The 17914-nt window shown below is 56.5% G+C and carries 22 protein-coding genes; 14 read left to right on the top strand and 8 right to left on the bottom strand.

The window, feature by feature from the left end:
- The first annotated feature begins 71 nt into the window (after positions 1-71).
- From U367_RS1000000130785 to U367_RS01000000129975, 5 genes are read left to right on the top strand one after another with little or no spacing between them, the layout of a single operon-like run.
- Positions 72-707: a hypothetical protein gene (locus tag U367_RS1000000130785; protein WP_073860013.1), complete on the top strand. Its 636-nt coding sequence runs from the start codon at positions 72-74 to the stop codon at positions 705-707.
- Positions 708-716: 9 nt separating this feature from the next.
- Positions 717-2213 carry a hypothetical protein gene (locus U367_RS1000000132335; protein WP_028616703.1) on the top strand — a complete coding sequence of 499 codons (1497 nt, stop codon included), beginning with the start codon at positions 717-719 and terminating at the stop codon, positions 2211-2213.
- Positions 2213-2590 (top strand): hypothetical protein, encoded by a 378-nt coding sequence (locus U367_RS1000000130465; RefSeq protein WP_050587856.1) that lies wholly within the window; start codon positions 2213-2215, stop codon positions 2588-2590. Before U367_RS1000000132335 ends, U367_RS1000000130465 begins: the two co-directional genes overlap by 1 nt.
- Positions 2591-2646: 56 nt before the next feature.
- Complete coding sequence (locus U367_RS0109280) at positions 2647-3072, top strand: structural protein (protein ID WP_028616702.1); 426 nt, start codon at positions 2647-2649, stop codon at positions 3070-3072.
- A complete protein-coding gene (locus U367_RS01000000129975; protein ID WP_032864174.1) occupies positions 3069-3587 on the top strand; it encodes a lysis system i-spanin subunit Rz in 519 nt (172 codons plus the stop codon). The genes U367_RS0109280 and U367_RS01000000129975 overlap by 4 nt, the downstream gene beginning before the upstream one ends.
- Positions 3588-3740: 153 nt before the next feature.
- Here the strand turns inward: U367_RS01000000129975 and U367_RS0109260 are convergent, their stop codons facing one another.
- From U367_RS0109260 to U367_RS0109250, 3 genes are all read right to left on the bottom strand, one after another.
- A complete protein-coding gene (locus tag U367_RS0109260) occupies positions 3741-4421 on the bottom strand; it encodes an SOS response-associated peptidase family protein (RefSeq protein WP_028616699.1) in 681 nt (226 codons plus the stop codon).
- 284 nt (positions 4422-4705) lie between these two features.
- Entirely contained in the window at positions 4706-5065 is a 360-nt protein-coding gene (locus U367_RS0109255) for a hypothetical protein (protein WP_028616698.1), read from the bottom strand.
- 93 nt (positions 5066-5158) lie between these two features.
- A complete protein-coding gene (locus tag U367_RS0109250) occupies positions 5159-5368 on the bottom strand; it encodes a hypothetical protein (RefSeq protein ID WP_028616697.1) in 210 nt (69 codons plus the stop codon).
- Positions 5369-5541: 173 nt separating this feature from the next.
- Between U367_RS0109250 and U367_RS0109245 the strand changes: the two genes are divergently transcribed.
- The 3 genes from U367_RS0109245 (at position 5542) to U367_RS1000000132330 (ending at position 7705) form a co-directional block, all read left to right on the top strand.
- A complete protein-coding gene (locus U367_RS0109245; RefSeq protein WP_028616696.1) occupies positions 5542-5856 on the top strand; it encodes a hypothetical protein in 315 nt (104 codons plus the stop codon).
- A gap of 442 nt (positions 5857-6298) precedes the next feature.
- Positions 6299-6940 (top strand): glycoside hydrolase family 25 protein, encoded by a 642-nt coding sequence (locus tag U367_RS0109240; protein WP_032864172.1) that lies wholly within the window; start codon positions 6299-6301, stop codon positions 6938-6940.
- Between the two features lie 291 nt (positions 6941-7231).
- Entirely contained in the window at positions 7232-7705 is a 474-nt protein-coding gene (locus U367_RS1000000132330; protein ID WP_236318977.1) for a hypothetical protein, read from the top strand.
- A gap of 165 nt (positions 7706-7870) precedes the next feature.
- Here the strand turns inward: U367_RS1000000132330 and U367_RS1000000130770 are convergent, their stop codons facing one another.
- On the bottom strand, positions 7871-8791 hold the full coding sequence (locus U367_RS1000000130770; protein WP_236639970.1) for a fimbrial protein: 921 nt from the start codon (positions 8789-8791) through the stop codon (positions 7871-7873).
- A 198-nt stretch (positions 8792-8989) separates the two neighbouring features.
- Positions 8990-9907 carry a LysR family transcriptional regulator gene (locus tag U367_RS0109225; protein WP_028616692.1) on the bottom strand — a complete coding sequence of 306 codons (918 nt, stop codon included), beginning with the start codon at positions 9905-9907 and terminating at the stop codon, positions 8990-8992.
- A 65-nt stretch (positions 9908-9972) separates the two neighbouring features.
- On the opposite strand from U367_RS0109225, the gene U367_RS0109220 reads away from it, so the two are divergent.
- Positions 9973-10590, top strand: a complete 618-nt coding sequence (locus tag U367_RS0109220; protein WP_028616691.1) for a LysE family translocator — start codon at positions 9973-9975, stop codon at positions 10588-10590.
- A 36-nt stretch (positions 10591-10626) separates the two neighbouring features.
- Here U367_RS0109220 and U367_RS0109215 read toward each other — a convergent pair whose 3' ends face one another.
- Positions 10627-11484: a sensor domain-containing diguanylate cyclase gene (locus U367_RS0109215; protein ID WP_028616690.1), complete on the bottom strand. Its 858-nt coding sequence runs from the start codon at positions 11482-11484 to the stop codon at positions 10627-10629.
- Positions 11485-11842: 358 nt separating this feature from the next.
- Here U367_RS0109215 and U367_RS0109205 point away from each other — a divergent pair, with 358 nt between their 5' ends.
- From U367_RS0109205 to U367_RS1000000132325, 4 genes are all read left to right on the top strand, one after another.
- A complete protein-coding gene (locus U367_RS0109205; RefSeq protein WP_028616689.1) occupies positions 11843-12160 on the top strand; it encodes a hypothetical protein in 318 nt (105 codons plus the stop codon).
- A gap of 421 nt (positions 12161-12581) precedes the next feature.
- Positions 12582-13295, top strand: a complete 714-nt coding sequence (locus U367_RS0109200; protein WP_236318972.1) for a hypothetical protein — start codon at positions 12582-12584, stop codon at positions 13293-13295.
- Between the two features lie 134 nt (positions 13296-13429).
- The gene (locus U367_RS0109195; RefSeq protein WP_028616687.1) at positions 13430-13699 is read left to right on the top strand and encodes a hypothetical protein; all 270 of its coding nucleotides are present in this window, start codon (positions 13430-13432) and stop codon (positions 13697-13699) included.
- Positions 13700-14135: 436 nt separating this feature from the next.
- Complete coding sequence (locus tag U367_RS1000000132325; protein WP_073860010.1) at positions 14136-14633, top strand: hypothetical protein; 498 nt, start codon at positions 14136-14138, stop codon at positions 14631-14633.
- Between the two features lie 60 nt (positions 14634-14693).
- Here the strand turns inward: U367_RS1000000132325 and U367_RS0109185 are convergent, their stop codons facing one another.
- Both U367_RS0109185 and U367_RS1000000132050 read right to left on the bottom strand, forming a co-directional pair.
- Positions 14694-15320 carry a helix-turn-helix domain-containing protein gene (locus U367_RS0109185; protein ID WP_028616686.1) on the bottom strand — a complete coding sequence of 209 codons (627 nt, stop codon included), beginning with the start codon at positions 15318-15320 and terminating at the stop codon, positions 14694-14696.
- 5 nt (positions 15321-15325) lie between these two features.
- Positions 15326-15484: a hypothetical protein gene (locus U367_RS1000000132050; RefSeq protein WP_162834924.1), complete on the bottom strand. Its 159-nt coding sequence runs from the start codon at positions 15482-15484 to the stop codon at positions 15326-15328.
- 223 nt (positions 15485-15707) lie between these two features.
- Between U367_RS1000000132050 and U367_RS0109175 the strand changes: the two genes are divergently transcribed.
- Positions 15708-17825, top strand: a complete 2118-nt coding sequence (locus U367_RS0109175) for a TonB-dependent receptor family protein (protein ID WP_028616685.1) — start codon at positions 15708-15710, stop codon at positions 17823-17825.
- Positions 17826-17914: the final 89 nt, after the last annotated feature.

Genomic DNA, 17914 nt, shown 5'->3' with positions numbered 1-17914 from the left:
AGAAATAGAAATATGCCAACCGGCCGGATAGGGGTATCAGTTCAGCGACTTCTAGTATTCAGGTATAGATAATGTCCTATGGGCTAACTTTTACGAATAATTCAGATGTCGTAACGCTTGACTCTGAGTTTTCACGGCTGGTTGTAATACACAAAGGGATCTATGGGCCGTCTGGCGGTGACTTTCCATCGGTCGTCACGTCGCAAGAACCGCCGTTAATTTTTGTCAGGCCCTCAACTGGTGGCTTTCAATGGGTAAGCCTGAAGGGCTCCCCTGGCAATTGGACGGGTTTTATCAACGGGGCGAGCGGTGGCTCTGGTTCGTTTTTTGTTGCCGCCTATGAGTCCACTCCAACCGCACAATATGGACTCAGGTTATGGGATGGAGGAGCAAAACAACTATTCGATAATGGAACGCCTTGTGCTCAGTTCACAGACGTCGTTGCCGGCTGGGCTTATGGTGGCGCAGCAAATCCCTCTGTAGGGCGTTGGATATATACCTTCTATGCGAGTGTTCCCTTAAATACAGGGAACTACATGCTGATTAATAACATAGCGATGAATATCCCTGGAGGGGATACGTTCTCGCTACTTTCTTGTTATTGGGATTATGCAAACAGCCGAATAGTCGCACAACTGCAAAACATCGGCGACTTCAACGGCTCAAGCTTCTTTCTCCCGCTAATGTTTGCAAAGCCAATTTCTTAGGAGGCTTAAATGGCCTGGTACAAAACAGGAACTGTTGCCGTTACTTTCAATAACAACGCAGTAATTGGCACCGGCACGGCTTTTATTGCAAACGCTCGCGTTGGGGATGCTTTCCGTGGCCCGGACGGCTTGTGGTACGAGATCACCAACATCGCGAGCAATACGGCGATTTCCATCGCCCCGAACTACCAGGGGGCTACAGCTGCTGCGGGTGTGTACACCATTGCTCCGATGCAAGGCTACGTCAAAGAGTCAGCGGATCGACTGCGCGCCATCACTGATCAGTTCAAAGATTTGGATCAGGAAGTGGCCAATGCACAGGCCTCGGCCGCCGCGGCGAAGGTTTCAGAAACCAACGCCAAGACATCCGAGACGAAGTCCAAAACATCGGAAACCAATGCTGCTACCTCGGCGACGACTGCCAGCGGTGCCGCGACGTCTGCAACGGCATCCAGGAACGCGGCGGCACAATCTGAGACCAATGCGGCTACCTCTGCGTCCAATGCGCTGACACAAGCCGATCGGGCGAAGACCGAGGCTGACAAGCTGGGAAATGCGAACCTTTTCCTGGCGACCGTTGACTCTGTATCCGCAGGTGTGCCGCGCTTCAAAGATGCCCTTCAGGTTGGCGGTGCTGGCGGCGTTCTCCTGCGCAGGGAGGGGATCACTGATCCCAACTCAACGGCAATGGTTCGACTCACCCATGCTACCGACAGCAGTGTCCGAATAATCGACGACGCCCGAGGGATTGTGCGGTTGCTGTTGGATGCTGCCGGCTCTGCTCAGTTTGGCGCGAACGTTATTGTCAGCGGAGGTAACGTCTACATCAGGGCCGGCGCTGCCGGAGGAAACTCTCACCTTTGGTTCAATGAGTCTGGTAGCACCGCCACGCGCGGGGTTATTTACTGTGAGCCATCAGGCAACATCAATTTTTCAGCAGGTTATGGGCAGTCTGGCGCAGGGCCGATAGTTACGATCACGAAGGCTGGCGTTCTTGTGACCGGCGCCGGCATCACGCTCAGCGCCGGCAGGTCGATCAGCTCTACGGGCGACATTACTTCTAACCTGTATACGGGCGGAAGCCTAAGCGCACAGCTTACATCGATGGGCGCGCAGATTTCTTCGAAGCTGGATTCCTCGGTAGCGGATTTCGCAATCATCTATCCCAATGGCGGTACCGCCGCAGCGCCTGGGAACATCGTTACGGCGTCGAGATTCACGTCCGACAACCCGTTTCCAGGGTTCCATGTAATCACGGTGCTGGAAATTCTCATCGGTGGTATTTGGTCAGAGCCAAGGCTTGACGGCAACGCAGGCACCGGCGGCGCATCATACGGCGCCTATGCACAGCAGATCCTGCCGACAGACAAGATCATCTGCCAGGCTGGTGCGAGCGGGGTTGCATTGCCCAGTGCTTCAGCAGGTGGCGGTCACGGTTATAGCGGCGCAGTGCTGACCACAGCGCCAGTGCGCGTAAAGGTCTGGAAACTTAAGGGGGCCATCTGATGATCCGATTTTATGCAGTGGTGGGCTCGAACTTCTTCGAGGGTGACGAGACAGACAAAGGCCCCGATGAAGGCTGGATCGAGATGGAAGGGGAGCGGCCACAAGGCGATAACAGCATGGACTACACGGCCCAAGCCGATGGCACCTGGGCAATTACCCAGGAAACCCTGATCGCTAAGCTGAGCGTGGTGGAAAATGCCTGGCGTGAAGAACAAATGCCGATCGCCCAGCAGACGGTTACAGCAATCGACTTTGGCGAGGAAGGCATCCTTGGGTCCATAGAAGACTGGAAGCTGTACTGGCGCGCCCTGCGCAAGTGGACAGCGGACAACCCCGACTTCCCCGACATGAGCAAGCGACCAGTTCAGCCAGCCTGAACCGGTAAAGAACACACCGGCCGCCTTGAGCGGTTTTTTTTCGTCTGGAGAAAAGTATGCCAAATGCCGAAACCCGCGGGGTGCGCAACCGAAACCCCGGCAACATCGACTACAACCCGGCCAATCAATGGCAGGGCCAGCTCAAGCCAGATCCTGCCGCCGAGAAGCGCTTTGCTCGGTTCGATACGGCGGAGAACGGCATCCGTGCCCTGGGGAAATTGCTGCTGACCTACCAGCGCAAGCACGGCTTGAAGACAGTGAAGGCGATCATAAGCCGGTGGGCCCCGTCGGCGGAGAACGACACCGACGCCTACGTGCGCGCCGTCGAGGCGAACACCGGAACCCGGCCAGGTGCTGAGGTTGACCTGACCCAGCCGGCGGTGATGGCTGGCTTCGTAAAGGCGATCATTCATCATGAGAATGCTGGGTATGCCTACCCAGAGGCGGTGCTGGCCGAAGGCTTGCGGAGGGCGCTGACATGACGCCGGTGCAGAAGCTGGCTGGTCTGTTGGTGCTGATCCTGGTGCTGATGGCCGCCGCCGCCGGCGCCACCTGGCAGATACAAGACTTGCGGATGGACGAGAAGCTCGCGAAGCAGAGCGCGGCGCACCAGAAAGCCCTTGATGCCATCACCAGCGAGGCATGGCGCCAGCAAAATGCCGAGCAAGATAAGCGCTTGGCCATCGAGCAGAGAGCGAGCGCTGCCGACCAACAACACTCCCTGGAGCTTTCCAATGAACAACGCAAGCAGGCTCTTCTGCGCGATCGCCTTGCCACTGCTGATGTGCGGCTGTCAGTCCTTCTCGACGCCACGGATTCAGCCATTGGCTGCAGCGTGCCTGCCACCCCCAGCGCCGTCGGCGTGGTTCATGCAGCCCGTCGAGCCCAACTTGACCCAGCGCATGCTCAAAGAATTATCGGGATCACCGACGCAGGCGACCAGGGACTGATCGCGCTGCGGGCATGCCAGGCGTACGTCCGTGCAATTGCACCCTGAGATCAATGAACTACTCTCTCGGAGCGGGTTCGTATCGCGATCATTTGGTTTATTGAAGGGCGCCATGGATAAGAGGCTCGCTGGCCTTTCGTTTCTGCTGACTCTGGGCTGGGTTACTGCGGTAGCGTTTGTGATGTGGTATTTCTCGCAACCTTAGCGCAGGGGGCGAATCAGTTCGGGCCCTTTGTTCCTCACGTTGCCTATGGCCGTATCGACCTTGAACCACTCGAACACCTCCGAAGGTTCGCCCTGGTGCAGTACGATCTGCTCTGCGCGCTCTTTGGGCGTGGCCAGGTCCAGCCATTCCCGAGCCAGTTCCGGATTCAGCACCACTGGCCGACGGTCGTGAATATCCACCATGCCTCCGGCACTGTCGGCGGTGATGATCACGAAGCCGTCTTGCTCGCCTGGGCCTTCATCAGCATCCGGTAACTGGCCGATAGAGGCACAGAATATTGGTGCACCATCCCGCCGACGGATCATGTAGGGCTGCTTCTTGGGTCCGCCTTCATCTACCCATTCAAACCAACCGTCTATGGGGGTGATAGCCCGGTGAGGCCAGATCGCCCGGAAGAATGGGCCGTGGGCTACCTTCTCGACGCGCGCGTTGATTGGAGCTGCGCGGTCTTTCGCCCAATGTGGTCGCCATCCCCAACGGACCGGGTCGGCGTGCAGCAAGTCGCCCTGCAGGTGGAGCAGTGCAACCTGAGTCGTTGGCGCGACGTTAAAGCGCTCAATTGGCTGATCGCCCACGGAATTGGCCAGGGCATTGGGCATGCTAAGCGCCGCAACAAAGTCGTGGATTCCGCGGTATTGCGTCAATCTTCCGCACATGATCGTCTCCGCTCGTCGGGGCTGGTGAACAGACAGGCTTCGGTCAGTCTCTACAGGGTAGACACTGGGCAAGAGCATTCGTCATGACGATCAGTAATGGGCAAGGCAACGCATTAGAGGGATCAACCCCGCCGAGCAATAGCACAGCGCCGGGGTCTCTATCCCCTCAAGAGCGGTACGACATGAGCATGTCTGCTGCGAGCGTTTTGAGGTCGCATGGACTGATTGACGGGGCCGGTTTTATCGACTTGTCAGATAGAGCTTTGACTGCTTACGCAGACGAGCTAGGTTGAAGGCTCTTTTAGATTTGTCAGCTCCACCAGCAACCGCTGATTCTCCCTTAATAGGTGCTCGTTCTGACTTGCGATCATTTTCAAGCCCATGATCTCTTTTGCCATTTCCGACGACTCGACATTCGTACGGCTTAGTTCCGCTTCAAAATATCGCAGCTTCGCCTCTGCTGTCGTCTTTCCGGTAGCCAGCAAGTCATTCATCTGGACAAGGCCGGCCACATTGGCCCGGGCCTTTCGCAACATCGATTCGGTCTGGATGAGTTCGTCCTCCAGAAGCGCGCATTGGTGCTGATACATTTCGAGGGGCGTGGGGCACCCGAGCCATTCCTCTGTGTCCAAGTCGATGCTCATGTTTGTCATATCCAAATACTGTATGCGTGCACAGTAATCTGGATTTGGTTAGGCGGAAGGCTTGAGGCGACGAACTGCAGGGTTACCCGTCGATCAGTCAGGCGACATGAGGACTGCGAGAGTCAGCTTAATGAACTCCTCGTTTTCGTCGATTGTGTGCAAAGCGCCGCGGATGTTCTCAGCCACATCGGCTGAGCCACGCTGTTCGATCCAGTTCGATAGCTCCATGATGGAGGCTTCCAGGGCCAGCTGATTTTCGTAGAGCTTGGACAGGAGGGAGGGAAGTAGGTCTGAGTTTGGCATCGGCGTTCCTCTGGTGGAGTGAACAGCGTAGCAGTTGGCGATTGGGAGCCCATCCGAAGGTTATGAGTGTCCGCTCTCGACCCAAAGCTGGCTCTGGTGAACGGCAGCAGCCGGCCAAAAGCCGTCCTTCGTGCCCCATCGTTTTGGACTCAAATTGACTTTCTGAGGTAAACATGAGCTATCACGTCACGCACAGGTACGGCGCCATGAGCTCCAACCCTGGCATACACACGTTCCCTGAGCTTCTTGCCGAACTGAAAACTCGCCCGGAAGATGAGGAGCACGGTGATGTTTCGGTGACCGACGAGGCTGACTGGTGCATTTCGGTGAACCTGTCACGAACTGTCACTTTTGAAAACCTAGAGTCCGGCGAGCCTCGCCACATGAAGGGCGTTCCAGAGACAAAGATCTTGGAATTGTGGCGTCTATTGGCCATTGGAGAAGTTGCAGCAATCGAGCAGGAGCCATGGTTGCCTGGTTACCTCTAGGTCGCCGCCGAAGGGCAGCAATCGGCCAGATGCAGCCATTCGATTTGTCTGGTGAGTAGCGACCTATTAGTGGTTTTGGTTTGGTCGGCAGGACGCCGGGGGAGGGGTAATTCGTTTCCGCAACCTGATGCGTGCCCCTTGTTCTATGCGGCTTGTAGGGCATCAAAAAATGCTCTGATGCGGAAATGATGATGGTCTAAGCTGTTGATTTGTATTGTTAATTTGGCAGTCTTGAAAACCGGCGGACGTTAATAGCGTCTCCAGGGTTCGAATCCCTGGTTTCCCGCTAAACATGAAAAAAGATCCCGCGAGCCAATAGGCTTTGCGGGATTTTTTTGCCTGCTATTTCGTTATCGCCGGGTGGGGGGCGGTAGTCCAATAGTGCATTGCTGATGTGTGTCGATGAAAGAATCGACCCGATATCCATTGCAGGAACGCACAGATGAGTTGCAACGACCCGATTAAAAACGAAAATGCGCGGGGCATCGACGTGTCGCGCTGGCAGGGCGATATTGACTGGACCCGCGTTGCGGCTGCGGGCATTACCCATGCAATCGCCAAAATGACAGAGGGTGGAGACTACACCGACCCAAAATTTGTCACGAACTTCCAAGGTATGCAGGCAAACGGTTTGAAAGCCGGGGTCTATCACTATTTTCGTGCGTTGAGCAGTACGCCGTGCGAGCAGTTGACCAATATCAAGGGGCGTCTGGCCGAGGTGGCGTTCAACGCCAAGCGGGATATCCTGGTCATTGATGTCGAGACCAATCGCAACGAGGGGGCCAGCCCGGATCAGATGGCCGATGCCCTGTTTCAGTTGGTGACGCTGATAAGGGTTTCTCTGCTGGAGGGGGCATACCCGCACATCTACGCCTCTCCCAGTATCTGGAGTAACCGCTTGGCCTGGCGCAAGTACGATTTCAGTGTGTGCCCGCTGTGGATTGCCCATTGGGAAGTGGCTCAGCCCACAGTGCCTGAAACCTGGAGCGCCAAGGGTAAAAGCTGGGAGTGGTGGCAACACAGCAGCAAGGGCCAGGTTGACGGTATCCACGGCCCGGTAGATTTGGATTGGGTCAAGTCTTAATGCCCTGCATCACAACGGCCCCATTCAGGGCCGTTGCTATTGACTACCTTTGCCTATTTGAAGGGCTTGGCGGTTGCACGAATTGCATTGATCTTCGCATCTGCTCTGCGATCGAGCTTTTACTCGTCATCTCTTTGTTTTTTTACTACTATTACCCGTCTGTGCGCTCAAGGAAGAGAGGCTGAGCGCCTTGAGTCTGGTAGAAAATCTACACTCGATCATTGAGTGAGCTATTGCTTTTACCCAGAACCTAACGACTCAGCCAACCATAATTACTTCTTGGTGAAACCGATGGATAAAATGTGTGGCATCGTTGTAGTGGTAGGACTTGCCCTCGCGGGATGCGCTACGAAAACTCCAGAAAAAACTGAAGTGACTCCACCTCCTGCCGTCGTCCATGAAGCATCACCTGAAGCCGTACCGTCGTCACCTAATTATACTGTGCGATATGAGTCTGAACCTGCTGCTGACGTTGCAGCCCATGCTTCTCCAGAGGCCGCTCAGCCAGAATCAGAAACAAGTCGCGCAGAGCAATGCCGTAAAGAGCTGGATGTCTTGAAGGTTTACAACAAGCCGTCTTACGTTAAATACGAGGCGGAATACCAAGCCATTGCTTCCAAGACCGCTAAATATATGCAAATCAAGGACTCGTTGGGTGCTGATTTGAACTATATGGTCATGCCCGCCTATCAATTTCAAATTCGTGAGTTCTGCTTCCGGGTGAAGACCCGTCTGTCGGAGCTTGTGCTTCGCCAAGCCAAATAATATAGGTAGACCCGCCGTGGGTGCTTCCTGGTCTAGAGAGGTCAGGTGGGCCCGTAAGGCTTAAAAGCGCTGTGGGTTTATCCAAGACTACAAAAGCCAATGCCCCGACCTGTCGGGGCATTGGCTTTTTACGTTTCGACACAGCCCGTGCCGACACTGAGCGTTCTACAAATAGCTCATCACAAAGGTTACCGACGCGTTTGCAGTACCCGCCTTGAGTTCGCCATTAGCCAGCCGGTAATAAGCCGCAGAAAGCGGGATGTTGAAGCTGGTGCCGGTGCTATTGAAGCCATTGAATGGGTAAGTGGTACCCAGGGCGATGGGTTGACCGCTGTCGTTCATCAGTTTCAGGCCGATGCCTTTGGCCGTTGAGCTGGCGTTCAACGCTACGATGCCCTGCTGCTGGTCAATCACTTGAGAAGTTGCGTTAAGGGAATAAGTGACCTTCTGGATACCGGTCTGGCACTGGTTAAGGCCAATGTTGAATTTAACGGCTTGAGACGTATCACCGATATTGGTGAACTCATCCAGGTAGTAGTCATCTCCCATTTGAACAGACACGTCTGGTGTCTCGCAGGACGCGGCGTTCAAGATGATTGGATTGGCCAGGTTGATGCTCACAAGGTCAAGGTCACCGTACCGATGCGCCCCAAGATTGCCTGCGGGAACCTCATTTTTCGATGACAGTTCACCTGATTTAATAATTTCAATGGTGTATGTCCTGATAGGGTCTAAGTAAGACCCACTGAGAAGCCTGTCTGCAGTTAAATAACCATTCTGTGTGTTCTTGACTTTGAGTGATAGCCCTGTCTTGCCCAGGGGATAGGTGTTGCCAGTGGTAACGCTGCCGAGTGTCGGGTTGAGTCTAAAGATAAAAGGGGATGAACCGGTGCAGTTAAAACCTTGCTGTGGTGCTGTGATGGATTCTTGATACACCACCGTGCCTGCAGGCGCATCTCGAGGAACCGTCAAGGCAACCGGTGCAGCTGCGTAGTTAGCTGTGAACGTTTTCCCTTGGGTGAAAGCACAATTCGCGGCCAATGTATCCGTTGAATAAGCAGAGACTATTACGGCTGCGGTATTCAACAGTACACGCAGTCGGCGTTGTTTTTTTGAAACGCACATTTTGTTTGCGGCCGTGATGGGGAAAGATGGACGGCCACCCTATCGATCACGCACACCTGAGAAAATCAGGCGATCCTTAGAGTGTGTGCTGCGATGATGCTTTTTGCATTGGAAGGGCGGGAAATCATTTGCGCGCCTTGATACCTACCCGCGACTTGATTAGCCCACCGTCTGCAACCATTCAATCAACGCCATTTCCACGCTGCCTTTCTCGGGCTCCGCCGGAGACAGTAGGCAATAGTTTGAGCCGTCTTCAACGAATCCCATGGGCGCAGCCAATACGCCGTTCTGGAGGTCGTCGCGCACTAGATGCCAGGGGCCGATGGCAACCCCGAGGCCTGCTACAGCTGCCTGGATGCTGAAGTAAAAGTGCTCAAATGCTTGCATCTCCATCACAGGGGGTGGCAGTTCTTTTGCCGTTGCCCATTCCTGCCACGCCGTCGGCCGGCTTTTCGTCTGAAGTCGTGGGGCCGATGAGCGCAAAATGTCCTTGCTTGTGTCGAACCATGTGTCGACCTTTTCCGGCCGACAGACAGGTCCAACTTTTTCCGGGAATAGCGCCACGGCGTGATAGTCGGGCGGACGGGGGAAGTCGTCACGTCGAATAGCGAGGTCTATGCCCTGGTCGAACGAAAATGGCCCACCACCCGCCACTAAGTGAATGTCCAACCCTGGGTAACGTGCCTGGAAGTCGCTCCAGCGCGGGATCAGCCAGCGCATCAACAGGGTGGGCTCGCAGGACAGAACAAGCTGTCGTGCGCGGCGGGATTCGGTGCGGATCTCGCGCACGGCGTGGCTCATCACCCCAAACCCTTCACTGACCGCCTTTGCGAGGCGTCTTCCGGTATCCGTTAGAAAAACCTTGCGATTACGTCGATCGAACAGGTCAACGCCCAAGTCCTCTTCAAGCAAGCGAACCGCGCGGCTGATGGCACCTGGCGTCAGGTGCAATTCCTCTGCTGCACGGGCAAAGCTTTCAAACCGCCCGGCGGATTCGAAGCAACGCAGTGCAAGTAAAGAGGGCATGCGCAGGTCAGAAATAGACGATTTAGAATCACCTTTTTCTTTAGAAAACATCGTTAGTGCCTGTCGTTAGAGTCTGAAAAAATAACGGCTGTGATCGATATTTCTCAAGGTACACCATGAACGAATGGATAGCAGTAATCACCATTACACTGTTGGCATGCATCAGTCCTGGGCCGGATTTCGCCATGGTTTCCCGCAACGGGTTGCTACTGTCCCGGCGGGCGGGTGTTTTCACGGCGCTGGGAATCGGAATGGGGGTGCTGGTACACGTGGGCTATACGCTGCTCGGTCTCGGGTGGGTACTTCAACAAAGCCTGTGGTTGTTCACCCTGTTGAAGCTGGCCGGAGCGGCGTACCTTGTCTACCTGGGTATCAACATGCTGCGTGCCAGGCCAGCGAGTGAGCATGCCGACACTCCGGCGCCGGCCCTGTCCGATCTGGCGGCGCTGCGCAGCGGGTTTCTGACCAATGCGTTGAATCCTAAAACCGCGATTTTCATTGTCAGTCTGTTCATGGGGGTGGTGCGACCGGAAACGGGCGTAGCCGTGCAGATGGCCTATGGCGTGTTTATCGCGGGGGCACACGTCGCGTGGTTCAGCCTGGTCGCGCTGTGCTTCTCCGCTGGGCGGGTGCGTGAGAAGTTGCTGGCCGCACGGCGTTGGATTGACCAAGTGTTTGGTGGCCTGCTTGTGGCCTTTGGTGCGTCATTGGCGATTGCTCAGCGTTCGAGCTAGGTCGTCACAGAAGATCATCGCCAGCCCGGCTGGCGATTAATTCCACCGCAACCTTTTCACCCGATACATCTCCCCGTCCGCATGACTCAATAGCGTATCCGCATCTTCCCCATCCGCCGGGTAAAACGCTACGCCGACGCTGCACGACGGCATCTTGACCCCGCCAAACTCAGTGCCCAGCGGCTCAGCCATGACCGCCAGTATCTGCGCCACCTTGCCGGCCATCGCATCCTGTGACTGAACATCCGTGATCAGCACGGTAAATTCATCTCCGCCCATCCGGGCTACCAGGTCGCTCTCGCGCACGCAGCGCTCCAGTCGTCGGGCAATCACACAGAGCACGCGGTCGCCCATGGCATGGCCATGCACATCGTTGATGCCCTTGAAGTCATTGATGTCCAGAAACAGCAAAGCGAGCGTTTGGTTGTGATGCCGTGCGGATTGCAGGGCTTGGTTCAGTCGCTCATTGAACAGCGAGCGGTTGGTGAGGGCCGTCAGCGGATCATGATGGGCGAGAAAGCGTAATTCTTCCTCGGCCTGGGTGAGCGCCGTCACGTCCCGCGCGACACCGATCCGCGCGCCGACTTCCTTGGACCAGAAGGCCGCCCACAGAATGTGCACGACGCTGCCATCCTTGCGCAGGTAACGATTGCGGAAGTCGACGTGGGGTTGGCCATTCATGACCCGCACAATGGAGGCGCGGGTGCGCGCCAGGTCTTCAGGGTGCATGTAGTCGGTGATCGGGGTGCCGGTCAACTCTTGGGCGCGGTAGCCGAGCAGTGCCTCGCAGGCATCGCTCACGAAGACAATCTGGTTATCGCTGTCGACGACGAAGACCGTATCCAGCATCAAGTGGATCAGTTTGGGATAAAGGGCTTGCAGGTCAACGGGCATGGGGCATAGGGCGTCCGGTTCAGATGGCCGATCATAGCCCGATCATCACGTAAGGCGCCTAGGGGGATTGCACATTTTTAATGCCGTTCATGCCAATTGTGCCCTGATTGTTAAAAACCGCTGGCCAAACGTATGATCGGAGCCAGCGCCTAATCTGGTCGCTGAGACTCACCCCTATAAAGGACATGAGCATGCAAAAGCACTTCGGCAATTCAGGCCTGTTCAAGGCTGCTTCGTATCGCTGCACCGAGACCCTCGGCAGCGGTATCACCCGCTGGGAGTTGAAAAACAGTGCGTTGAATACGAAGGAGTTTTTGATATGTCCAAAGAATTACTCGGAGTTTCTGCTCTAGGATTGATGGTCGTCGGTGAGTTTTGTGCAATCTACAGTGAGGTAGTCACTGCCAGGCTGGCTCAAGCCAGTGACGGCTCGTGGCAGGCATTCATCATGCCGGTGGTGGTGATGTGCTTTGCGGGGCTGTGTCTGTTGGGGGCTTATTGGCTGGGCTATCGGGCGGTCGGTGATATCTGGGTGGTCACAGTGGTTTCCGTCACCTCGTTATTGCTGCTGGAACCGGTCGTGATCTGGGTGCTGTTCCAGGAGTTTCCCGGGCGAGGTGCGTTGATCGGGTTTTGCCTGGGTGCCTTGGGCATGCTGGCCACTGTCTTGCTGTAGCTGCACGTGCTGGCCCGGCATTCGGATGTCGGGCCAGATTGGAGTGGGTAGTTGGCAATACCTTCCACCGCCGCAACGGCGGCTGAGTGTTGAAACGCTGACCTGCAGCTCAGCAAAAAAGCTGTGCCACCGAAAGCAGGCAAATCATCTGAACAACCATTTGCGCACGAATTGGATGTTTCATCGCCATCACCCTTTGTACTGCTGTTTTAATGAGTATAGATCCTGAAAAGAATTATTCAGAATCAAGCCCATTCATCTGCCCAGCGGTCTTTAGTTACAACTATCTGCTCTCGACCGCTGCACTTTTCTGGATTTCTCCGCTCTATCCTTGTCCCAGTCCCGCCGATCCCCCGCGTGGGCGGATGAATCAGATCGGGTGCCGATGGATCGCACGTTTCCTTGTTTTAACAGTCGACGGATGCGCCAGCCGTTGCTGCTGGCGGTCTTGTTAATGCTGTGTGCCAGCGGTTGCAGCCAGCAACAGGGTCGGGATATCGCCAAGCAGTTCAGCAATGGCAAGCCCGATGAGTTCTTCCAGACCAGTGTCGATCGCATGGCGACACTGGGTATGCGCGACAACCTGCAGAGCCTGTATTTGCTGATGAACAAGCTCTATCTGCGCAACCCCAGCCAGTGGCGGCAGTCGGGGTACCCAGACGCTGTGACGGCGGCGCGGGAGATTCGCCAGGCCATTGAGCAGCGTCGATCCCTGCCCGCGTTGGGCGATCGGCGTGATCTGGAGGCGCTGAGCTATTCCTTGGGGCCGGACTTCAAGGGCGATCGGGTCGGCGCTTTTATCTATGCCATCGGCAGCATGATCGTGACCGCCCACGGCGGACGTACCGAGTTCTACATCACCGACTCGATCGACCCGCAGTTCGTCAGCAATGCTGCGCGCAATATCGAGAAGGCCACCTGGCTGCTGAGCAAACGCCAGGATGCGAATGGCGTGCTGCTGCTGTTTTCCAACGAGATATCGGAGGAGGGCAGCAACCTCAGTTTCGCGGTGGAGTTCGGCAAGATCGTCGCGCGTCTCGACCTGCTGACCCAGATGCTCGACGAACGCTACCGGCGTATTGGCCTGAACTATGCGCAGAGTTTGTTGCTGATGAATTTTTTGCCGGTGCAATAAACGGGTCAGCCTCAGGATAAGTGTACGGTGTTTCCTTTTGACGTGTAGGACTTTGCCTATCTTGCCGCCCCATGCTTGAAACACTTCGCGCTCATCAATAGCCTCGGATTTTTCTGAAATCTGAGGCCTTTACCATGGGAAAGCGAAAAACGGTTTGGCCTACTGAAAGAGAAATACGCTTGCGTTTTATCCTGTTTGCAGTGATCGACGCGGCGAGCGTTCAAGGCGTTTCGTCCGATTTGCTCCTGCCCGCGCACAAGTTACTGCGTGATTCACCGACTGAGGCGCAATTGCTGGAGGTATTGGGCGAAATTCTCAGCACTGATGAGATGTATGGCTTCCGGTTTGTTCCTGGATCAGAAGCGGAAGAATTGATGCGGGTGCTGAAAGTCTTCGATAGCTAACGGTTTTGTGTGTGGGGCGGCAGCGTCTACGAACCAGCTACAGGTGAACATACTGGGCTGCAGTTTGGCTTTCACAGTATTTCGAACTAAACGCTGGATTTAGATGACGTGGTCGGGAGGCTGGGGTTTTAGCTTCCCAGGTCATGAAGTGTCGAATGGTTGCGTCTCCCCATCCGTTAGAACGTTTATTTCCTTAAGATTGGTCTCTATTCCTCCATCGAATATCCATAGCGTCAAATGGCGAAATACAGCAGTTATTGACACTGCAAGAGTGCCGAAATCGTCGCTTTTACAACCATTACAGCTGTTCTATTCAACTAAGCTTCCCTCCGAACACCCATTCCTGCTGCTCTGCCGTCGTCTTGCGCCGCCGTTCTCCGGCTTTAGAATCGACGCCAGAACTTACTCATTTCTTGTCGATTACGGAGTTTCGAAGATGATGAATGCCATGCAGATGCCAATGAACACCGCCATGCCAATGATGCCGATGATGGGCATGCCGATGATGATGGCCACCATGAAATGCGAAATGGCCGCGGACGCCATGATGTGCACCATGAAGCCGGCCGCGGGCATGGACATGGCTCAGTTCAAGACCAACGCCGAAATGATGGCGATGATGATGAACTGCGGCATGCCGATGATGATGCAGTGCGCCAATATGTCGATGATGTGCATGTCGGCCGATGCCATGGCCATGATGACGGGCATGAACATGATGCCGATGATGGGCATGCCAATGCCGATGATGAAGTGCGTGATGGAATGCACGCTGATGGGTGACAGCATGATGTGCAAAATGATGCCAATGCCGGGCATGAGCATGGACATGATGAAAAACTGCTGCATGCTGATGAACAAAATGATGAACGACTGCGCTATGCCGATGATGATGAGCTGCAACGGCATGCCGATGATGTGCTGCACCTGCTGATAGGTCCGGCGCAATAAAAAACGCCCCGATTATTCGGGGCGTTTTGCATTTTAATCCAGGTCAATCCAGGCGCTCGGGGTAAGTGATCACCAGGAAGGCCACTGCCTCGCTGTCTGCCGGGTTGCGGTAGCGGTGGGGCTGATCGGCGTAGAACAAGATCGAGTCGCCAGTTGAAAGGAGGTAGCGCTCATCGTTGACGCTGACTTCCAACACCCCTTGGGCCACCACCAGGTTTTCCTGGATACCGGGCCCGTGGCCTTTGGAAATCTCCTCGCCCAGCGCCCGCAGGCGGATCTCGTAAAACTCTGACTGGCGCGCCGTATCGTAGGGGAACAACGCTCGGCTGATAAACGCACCATCGGCACTGACAAGGCGCTTGCTCTGTTGCGCCGGCAGCACCTCCACCCCCTCAAACGCGCGGTCCTCCAGAAACGCTGCCACAGATACCTTCAGACCCTTGGCAATCTTGCACAGAACCTTGATCGACGGCACGCTGCGCCCGGATTCGATCTGCGCCAGCATCGCTCGGCTCACGCCACAGGCGCGCGCCAACCCGTCCAGGGACAAATGGCGCTTACTGCGCAGGCGTTGCAGGTTGTGGGCGACGCACTGGCTGATTACATCGTCGTCAGTGCCGGACTTGGGCAGCGGTTCAGGTGGTTCTGGAATCACGTGCAGGAAATTCATCGGCCTTACGCCCGGCGGGTATCGCTGGACGTGGCGGCTTGAGCGGTAAATACCGCCAGCCCGGCACGCGCTGCGTACATCGCCCACATCAACTCGGCCGCTGCACGCGCTTGGCGGCGTTTACGGTGGAGTGTGAAGTCGATGACGGTGGCGGATACGTGCATGGGGGCGATCTCTGGGTACGTGGTTGACTCAGTGACTCCACAGTAATGCGTGGCGGTTATTTCTTTAAATACTGAGTTTGCATGTGGTAATTCGATTTCGGACTTAGCAAAGGATTCCGGTCCGGCGCTGTTGTAGGAAGGCTCTGGTCCGTTAATAAGGAGTGACCTGGCGAGCGTCCCAGCCTTCCCACCACGTGCCCCCCGAATTCCAAGGACCTGCCTGATGCTGTTGCGCCACCCTCCGTTGCTGTTTGCCGCCCTGACGTTAAGCTCGCTGGTGCACGCCGAAGACCTGCAATTGGCCCCGGTCGAAGTTACCGGCAGCGAAGCCAGTGCGGGTGAAGTGGCTGAGGCGCAGCTCAAGAGCGTGCCCGGCGGCACCAACTACATCGACATGAATAGTGTGCAGCAGGGGCGGGTGAGCACCAACGAAGACGTGTTCAAGTACCAGCCCGGGGTATACGCCAAGGCGGCGAACAACGAAGGGGTGAAACTCTCGATTCGCGGTTCGGGCCTGAACCGCAGCCCCGGTTCCCATGCCTCCGGTCTATACGAAATGTTCGATGGCCTGCCGCTGACCGGTCCCGGCGGCACACCTTATGAGCTGAAAGACCCGTTGTGGCAAAGCCGCGTCGAGGTGCTGCGGGGTGCCAACGGTTTTGACCAGGGTGCCTTGGCCCTCGGCGGCGCCGTCAACTACGTGACGCGCACCGGCTACGACGCACCCAAGCTGCAACTGCGCTATGAAGCGGGCAGCAAAGGCTACACCCAGCGCGAGATCAGCTCGGGCCAGGTGCTGGGGGACGCTGACTACTACATCAGCCTCACCGACTCCGAGTCCGACGGCTACCAGCGCCAGAGCGCCGGCACCGGCAAGGGCGTGGCCGGCAACTTCGGCTACCGTTTCAACCCGGACCTGGAAACCCGCTTCTATTTCCGCTACCGCGAAACCACCAACGACACCCCCGGCAAACTCACGCGCAGCCAGATCAGCCATGACCCACGCGCGGCCAACAGCCTCAACGCCGCCCGCGATTCCAAGCGCCTGCAACCAGGGTCTACCTGGATCGCCAACAAAACCACCTTGCAGTTGGATGACAATGCCCGGGTCGAAGTCGGCCTGGCGTACCACGACTACCCGATGGACCTGCGCGAAGGCACCAACCGCCTGAAAGTCGCTTACACCGATATCAGCAGCACCCTCAATTACATCCGCCAGGACACGCTGTTCGGCCACGACAGCAAAACCACCGTTGGCCTGCGCACCACCCAGGCGATGCCCAATAACGGTGCTTCGGAATACGTGCGCACGCCGGCCGGCAATACTGCCGGCTACGCGCCCGGCACCAAGACCCGTGACTACAGCTACCTGGGTTCCGACACCGTGGTGCATGTCGGTAACGACCTCGAACTGGTCCCCGACCTGTGGCTGACCACCGGCCTGGCGGCGATCTACACGCGTCGCGAGACCCAAGTCACCTACCCAGAAGGCCAGGCGCCGCTCAGCCAGCATGACTGGGACTACGCCCCGCGCATCGGCCTGCGGTATGACTTCACCCCGCAACTGCAGGTGTATGGCAACCTGAGCCGTTCGGTCGAGCCGCCGCATGCGTGGTCGATGATCTGGGGTTCGAACAAATACTTTCCTAAAAACAGCGGCCCGGCCACCGGCCTGCAGCGCGAAGGCGTGAGCCTGAAAAACCAGACCGCCACCACTTTGGAAATCGGCGGCCGTGGTGAAACGTGGCTCGGCCAGTGGGACCTGGCGCTGTACCGCTCCGAAGTACGCCATGAGTTGCTCACCGTGGAAACCCAGGCCCAGACGTCGACCAGCAACGCCATCGTCGCTGAAAACAATGCCAGCCCGACAATTCACCAGGGCGTGGAACTCAGCCTGCTCAGCCCGTTATGGGAAGGCGGCCGCAACGGCCAACTCACCCTGCGCCAGGCTTACACCTTCAGTGACTTCCACTACCGCGACGACGACCGTTTCGGCGACAACACCTTGCCGGGCATCCCTAAGCATTACTATCAGGCGCAAGTGCGCTACAGCCATCCGACCGGTTTCTACACCAGCCTCAACACCGAGCATTCATCAAGAGTGGCGGTGGACTACGCCAATTCCTACTACGCCGCGTCCTACACCATTCTCGGCGCTACCTTCGGTTACGAAGCACCCAAGCAGGATTGGCAAGCTTGGGTCGACCTGCGCAACCTGACCAACCGGCGCTACGCCAATACCGTCACGCCGGGGTATGACGACAAGGGCGTAGACATGGCGCGCTCCACGCCAGCGGACGGCCGTGGCCTCTACACCGGCGTGTCATGGAGCTGGCGCTAAAGGAACGTAGTTTTTAAAACACCCCGTTCCTCTGTATGAGCCCGGCCTGCCGGCGATAGCGATCTTAAGGGCGCCATCGCCGGTAAGCC

This window comes from Pseudomonas canadensis (genome assembly GCF_000503215.1).
GTDB classification, from domain to species: Bacteria; Pseudomonadota; Gammaproteobacteria; order Pseudomonadales; family Pseudomonadaceae; genus Aquipseudomonas; species Aquipseudomonas canadensis.
The sequence above is the reverse complement of the archived record's forward strand: the minus strand, read 5'-3'. Positions and strand labels throughout refer to the sequence as shown.

Coding starts and splice junctions, on each gene's coding strand:
- U367_RS0109255 (WP_028616698.1), bottom strand. CDS start 5,065: ATGAGCATCGACTTGGACACAGAGGAATGGCTCGGGTGCCCCACGCCC.
- U367_RS1000000132325 (WP_073860010.1), top strand. CDS start 14,136: ATGATGAATGCCATGCAGATGCCAATGAACACCGCCATGCCAATGATG.
- U367_RS0109195 (WP_028616687.1), top strand. CDS start 13,430: ATGGGAAAGCGAAAAACGGTTTGGCCTACTGAAAGAGAAATACGCTTG.
- U367_RS0109185 (WP_028616686.1), bottom strand. CDS start 15,320: ATGAATTTCCTGCACGTGATTCCAGAACCACCTGAACCGCTGCCCAAG.
- U367_RS0109260 (WP_028616699.1), bottom strand. CDS start 4,421: ATGTGCGGAAGATTGACGCAATACCGCGGAATCCACGACTTTGTTGCG.
- U367_RS0109175 (WP_028616685.1), top strand. CDS start 15,708: ATGCTGTTGCGCCACCCTCCGTTGCTGTTTGCCGCCCTGACGTTAAGC.
- U367_RS0109205 (WP_028616689.1), top strand. CDS start 11,843: ATGGTCGTCGGTGAGTTTTGTGCAATCTACAGTGAGGTAGTCACTGCC.
- U367_RS0109215 (WP_028616690.1), bottom strand. CDS start 11,484: ATGCCCGTTGACCTGCAAGCCCTTTATCCCAAACTGATCCACTTGATG.
- U367_RS0109225 (WP_028616692.1), bottom strand. CDS start 9,907: ATGTTTTCTAAAGAAAAAGGTGATTCTAAATCGTCTATTTCTGACCTG.
- U367_RS0109240 (WP_032864172.1), top strand. CDS start 6,299: ATGAGTTGCAACGACCCGATTAAAAACGAAAATGCGCGGGGCATCGAC.
- U367_RS0109220 (WP_028616691.1), top strand. CDS start 9,973: ATGAACGAATGGATAGCAGTAATCACCATTACACTGTTGGCATGCATC.
- U367_RS1000000132335 (WP_028616703.1), top strand. CDS start 717: ATGGCCTGGTACAAAACAGGAACTGTTGCCGTTACTTTCAATAACAAC.
- U367_RS1000000132330 (WP_236318977.1), top strand. CDS start 7,232: ATGGATAAAATGTGTGGCATCGTTGTAGTGGTAGGACTTGCCCTCGCG.
- U367_RS0109250 (WP_028616697.1), bottom strand. CDS start 5,368: ATGCCAAACTCAGACCTACTTCCCTCCCTCCTGTCCAAGCTCTACGAA.
- U367_RS1000000132050 (WP_162834924.1), bottom strand. CDS start 15,484: ATGCACGTATCCGCCACCGTCATCGACTTCACACTCCACCGTAAACGC.
- U367_RS0109245 (WP_028616696.1), top strand. CDS start 5,542: ATGAGCTATCACGTCACGCACAGGTACGGCGCCATGAGCTCCAACCCT.
- U367_RS1000000130465 (WP_050587856.1), top strand. CDS start 2,213: ATGATCCGATTTTATGCAGTGGTGGGCTCGAACTTCTTCGAGGGTGAC.
- U367_RS1000000130785 (WP_073860013.1), top strand. CDS start 72: ATGTCCTATGGGCTAACTTTTACGAATAATTCAGATGTCGTAACGCTT.
- U367_RS0109280 (WP_028616702.1), top strand. CDS start 2,647: ATGCCAAATGCCGAAACCCGCGGGGTGCGCAACCGAAACCCCGGCAAC.
- U367_RS01000000129975 (WP_032864174.1), top strand. CDS start 3,069: ATGACGCCGGTGCAGAAGCTGGCTGGTCTGTTGGTGCTGATCCTGGTG.
- U367_RS0109200 (WP_236318972.1), top strand. CDS start 12,582: ATGCGCCAGCCGTTGCTGCTGGCGGTCTTGTTAATGCTGTGTGCCAGC.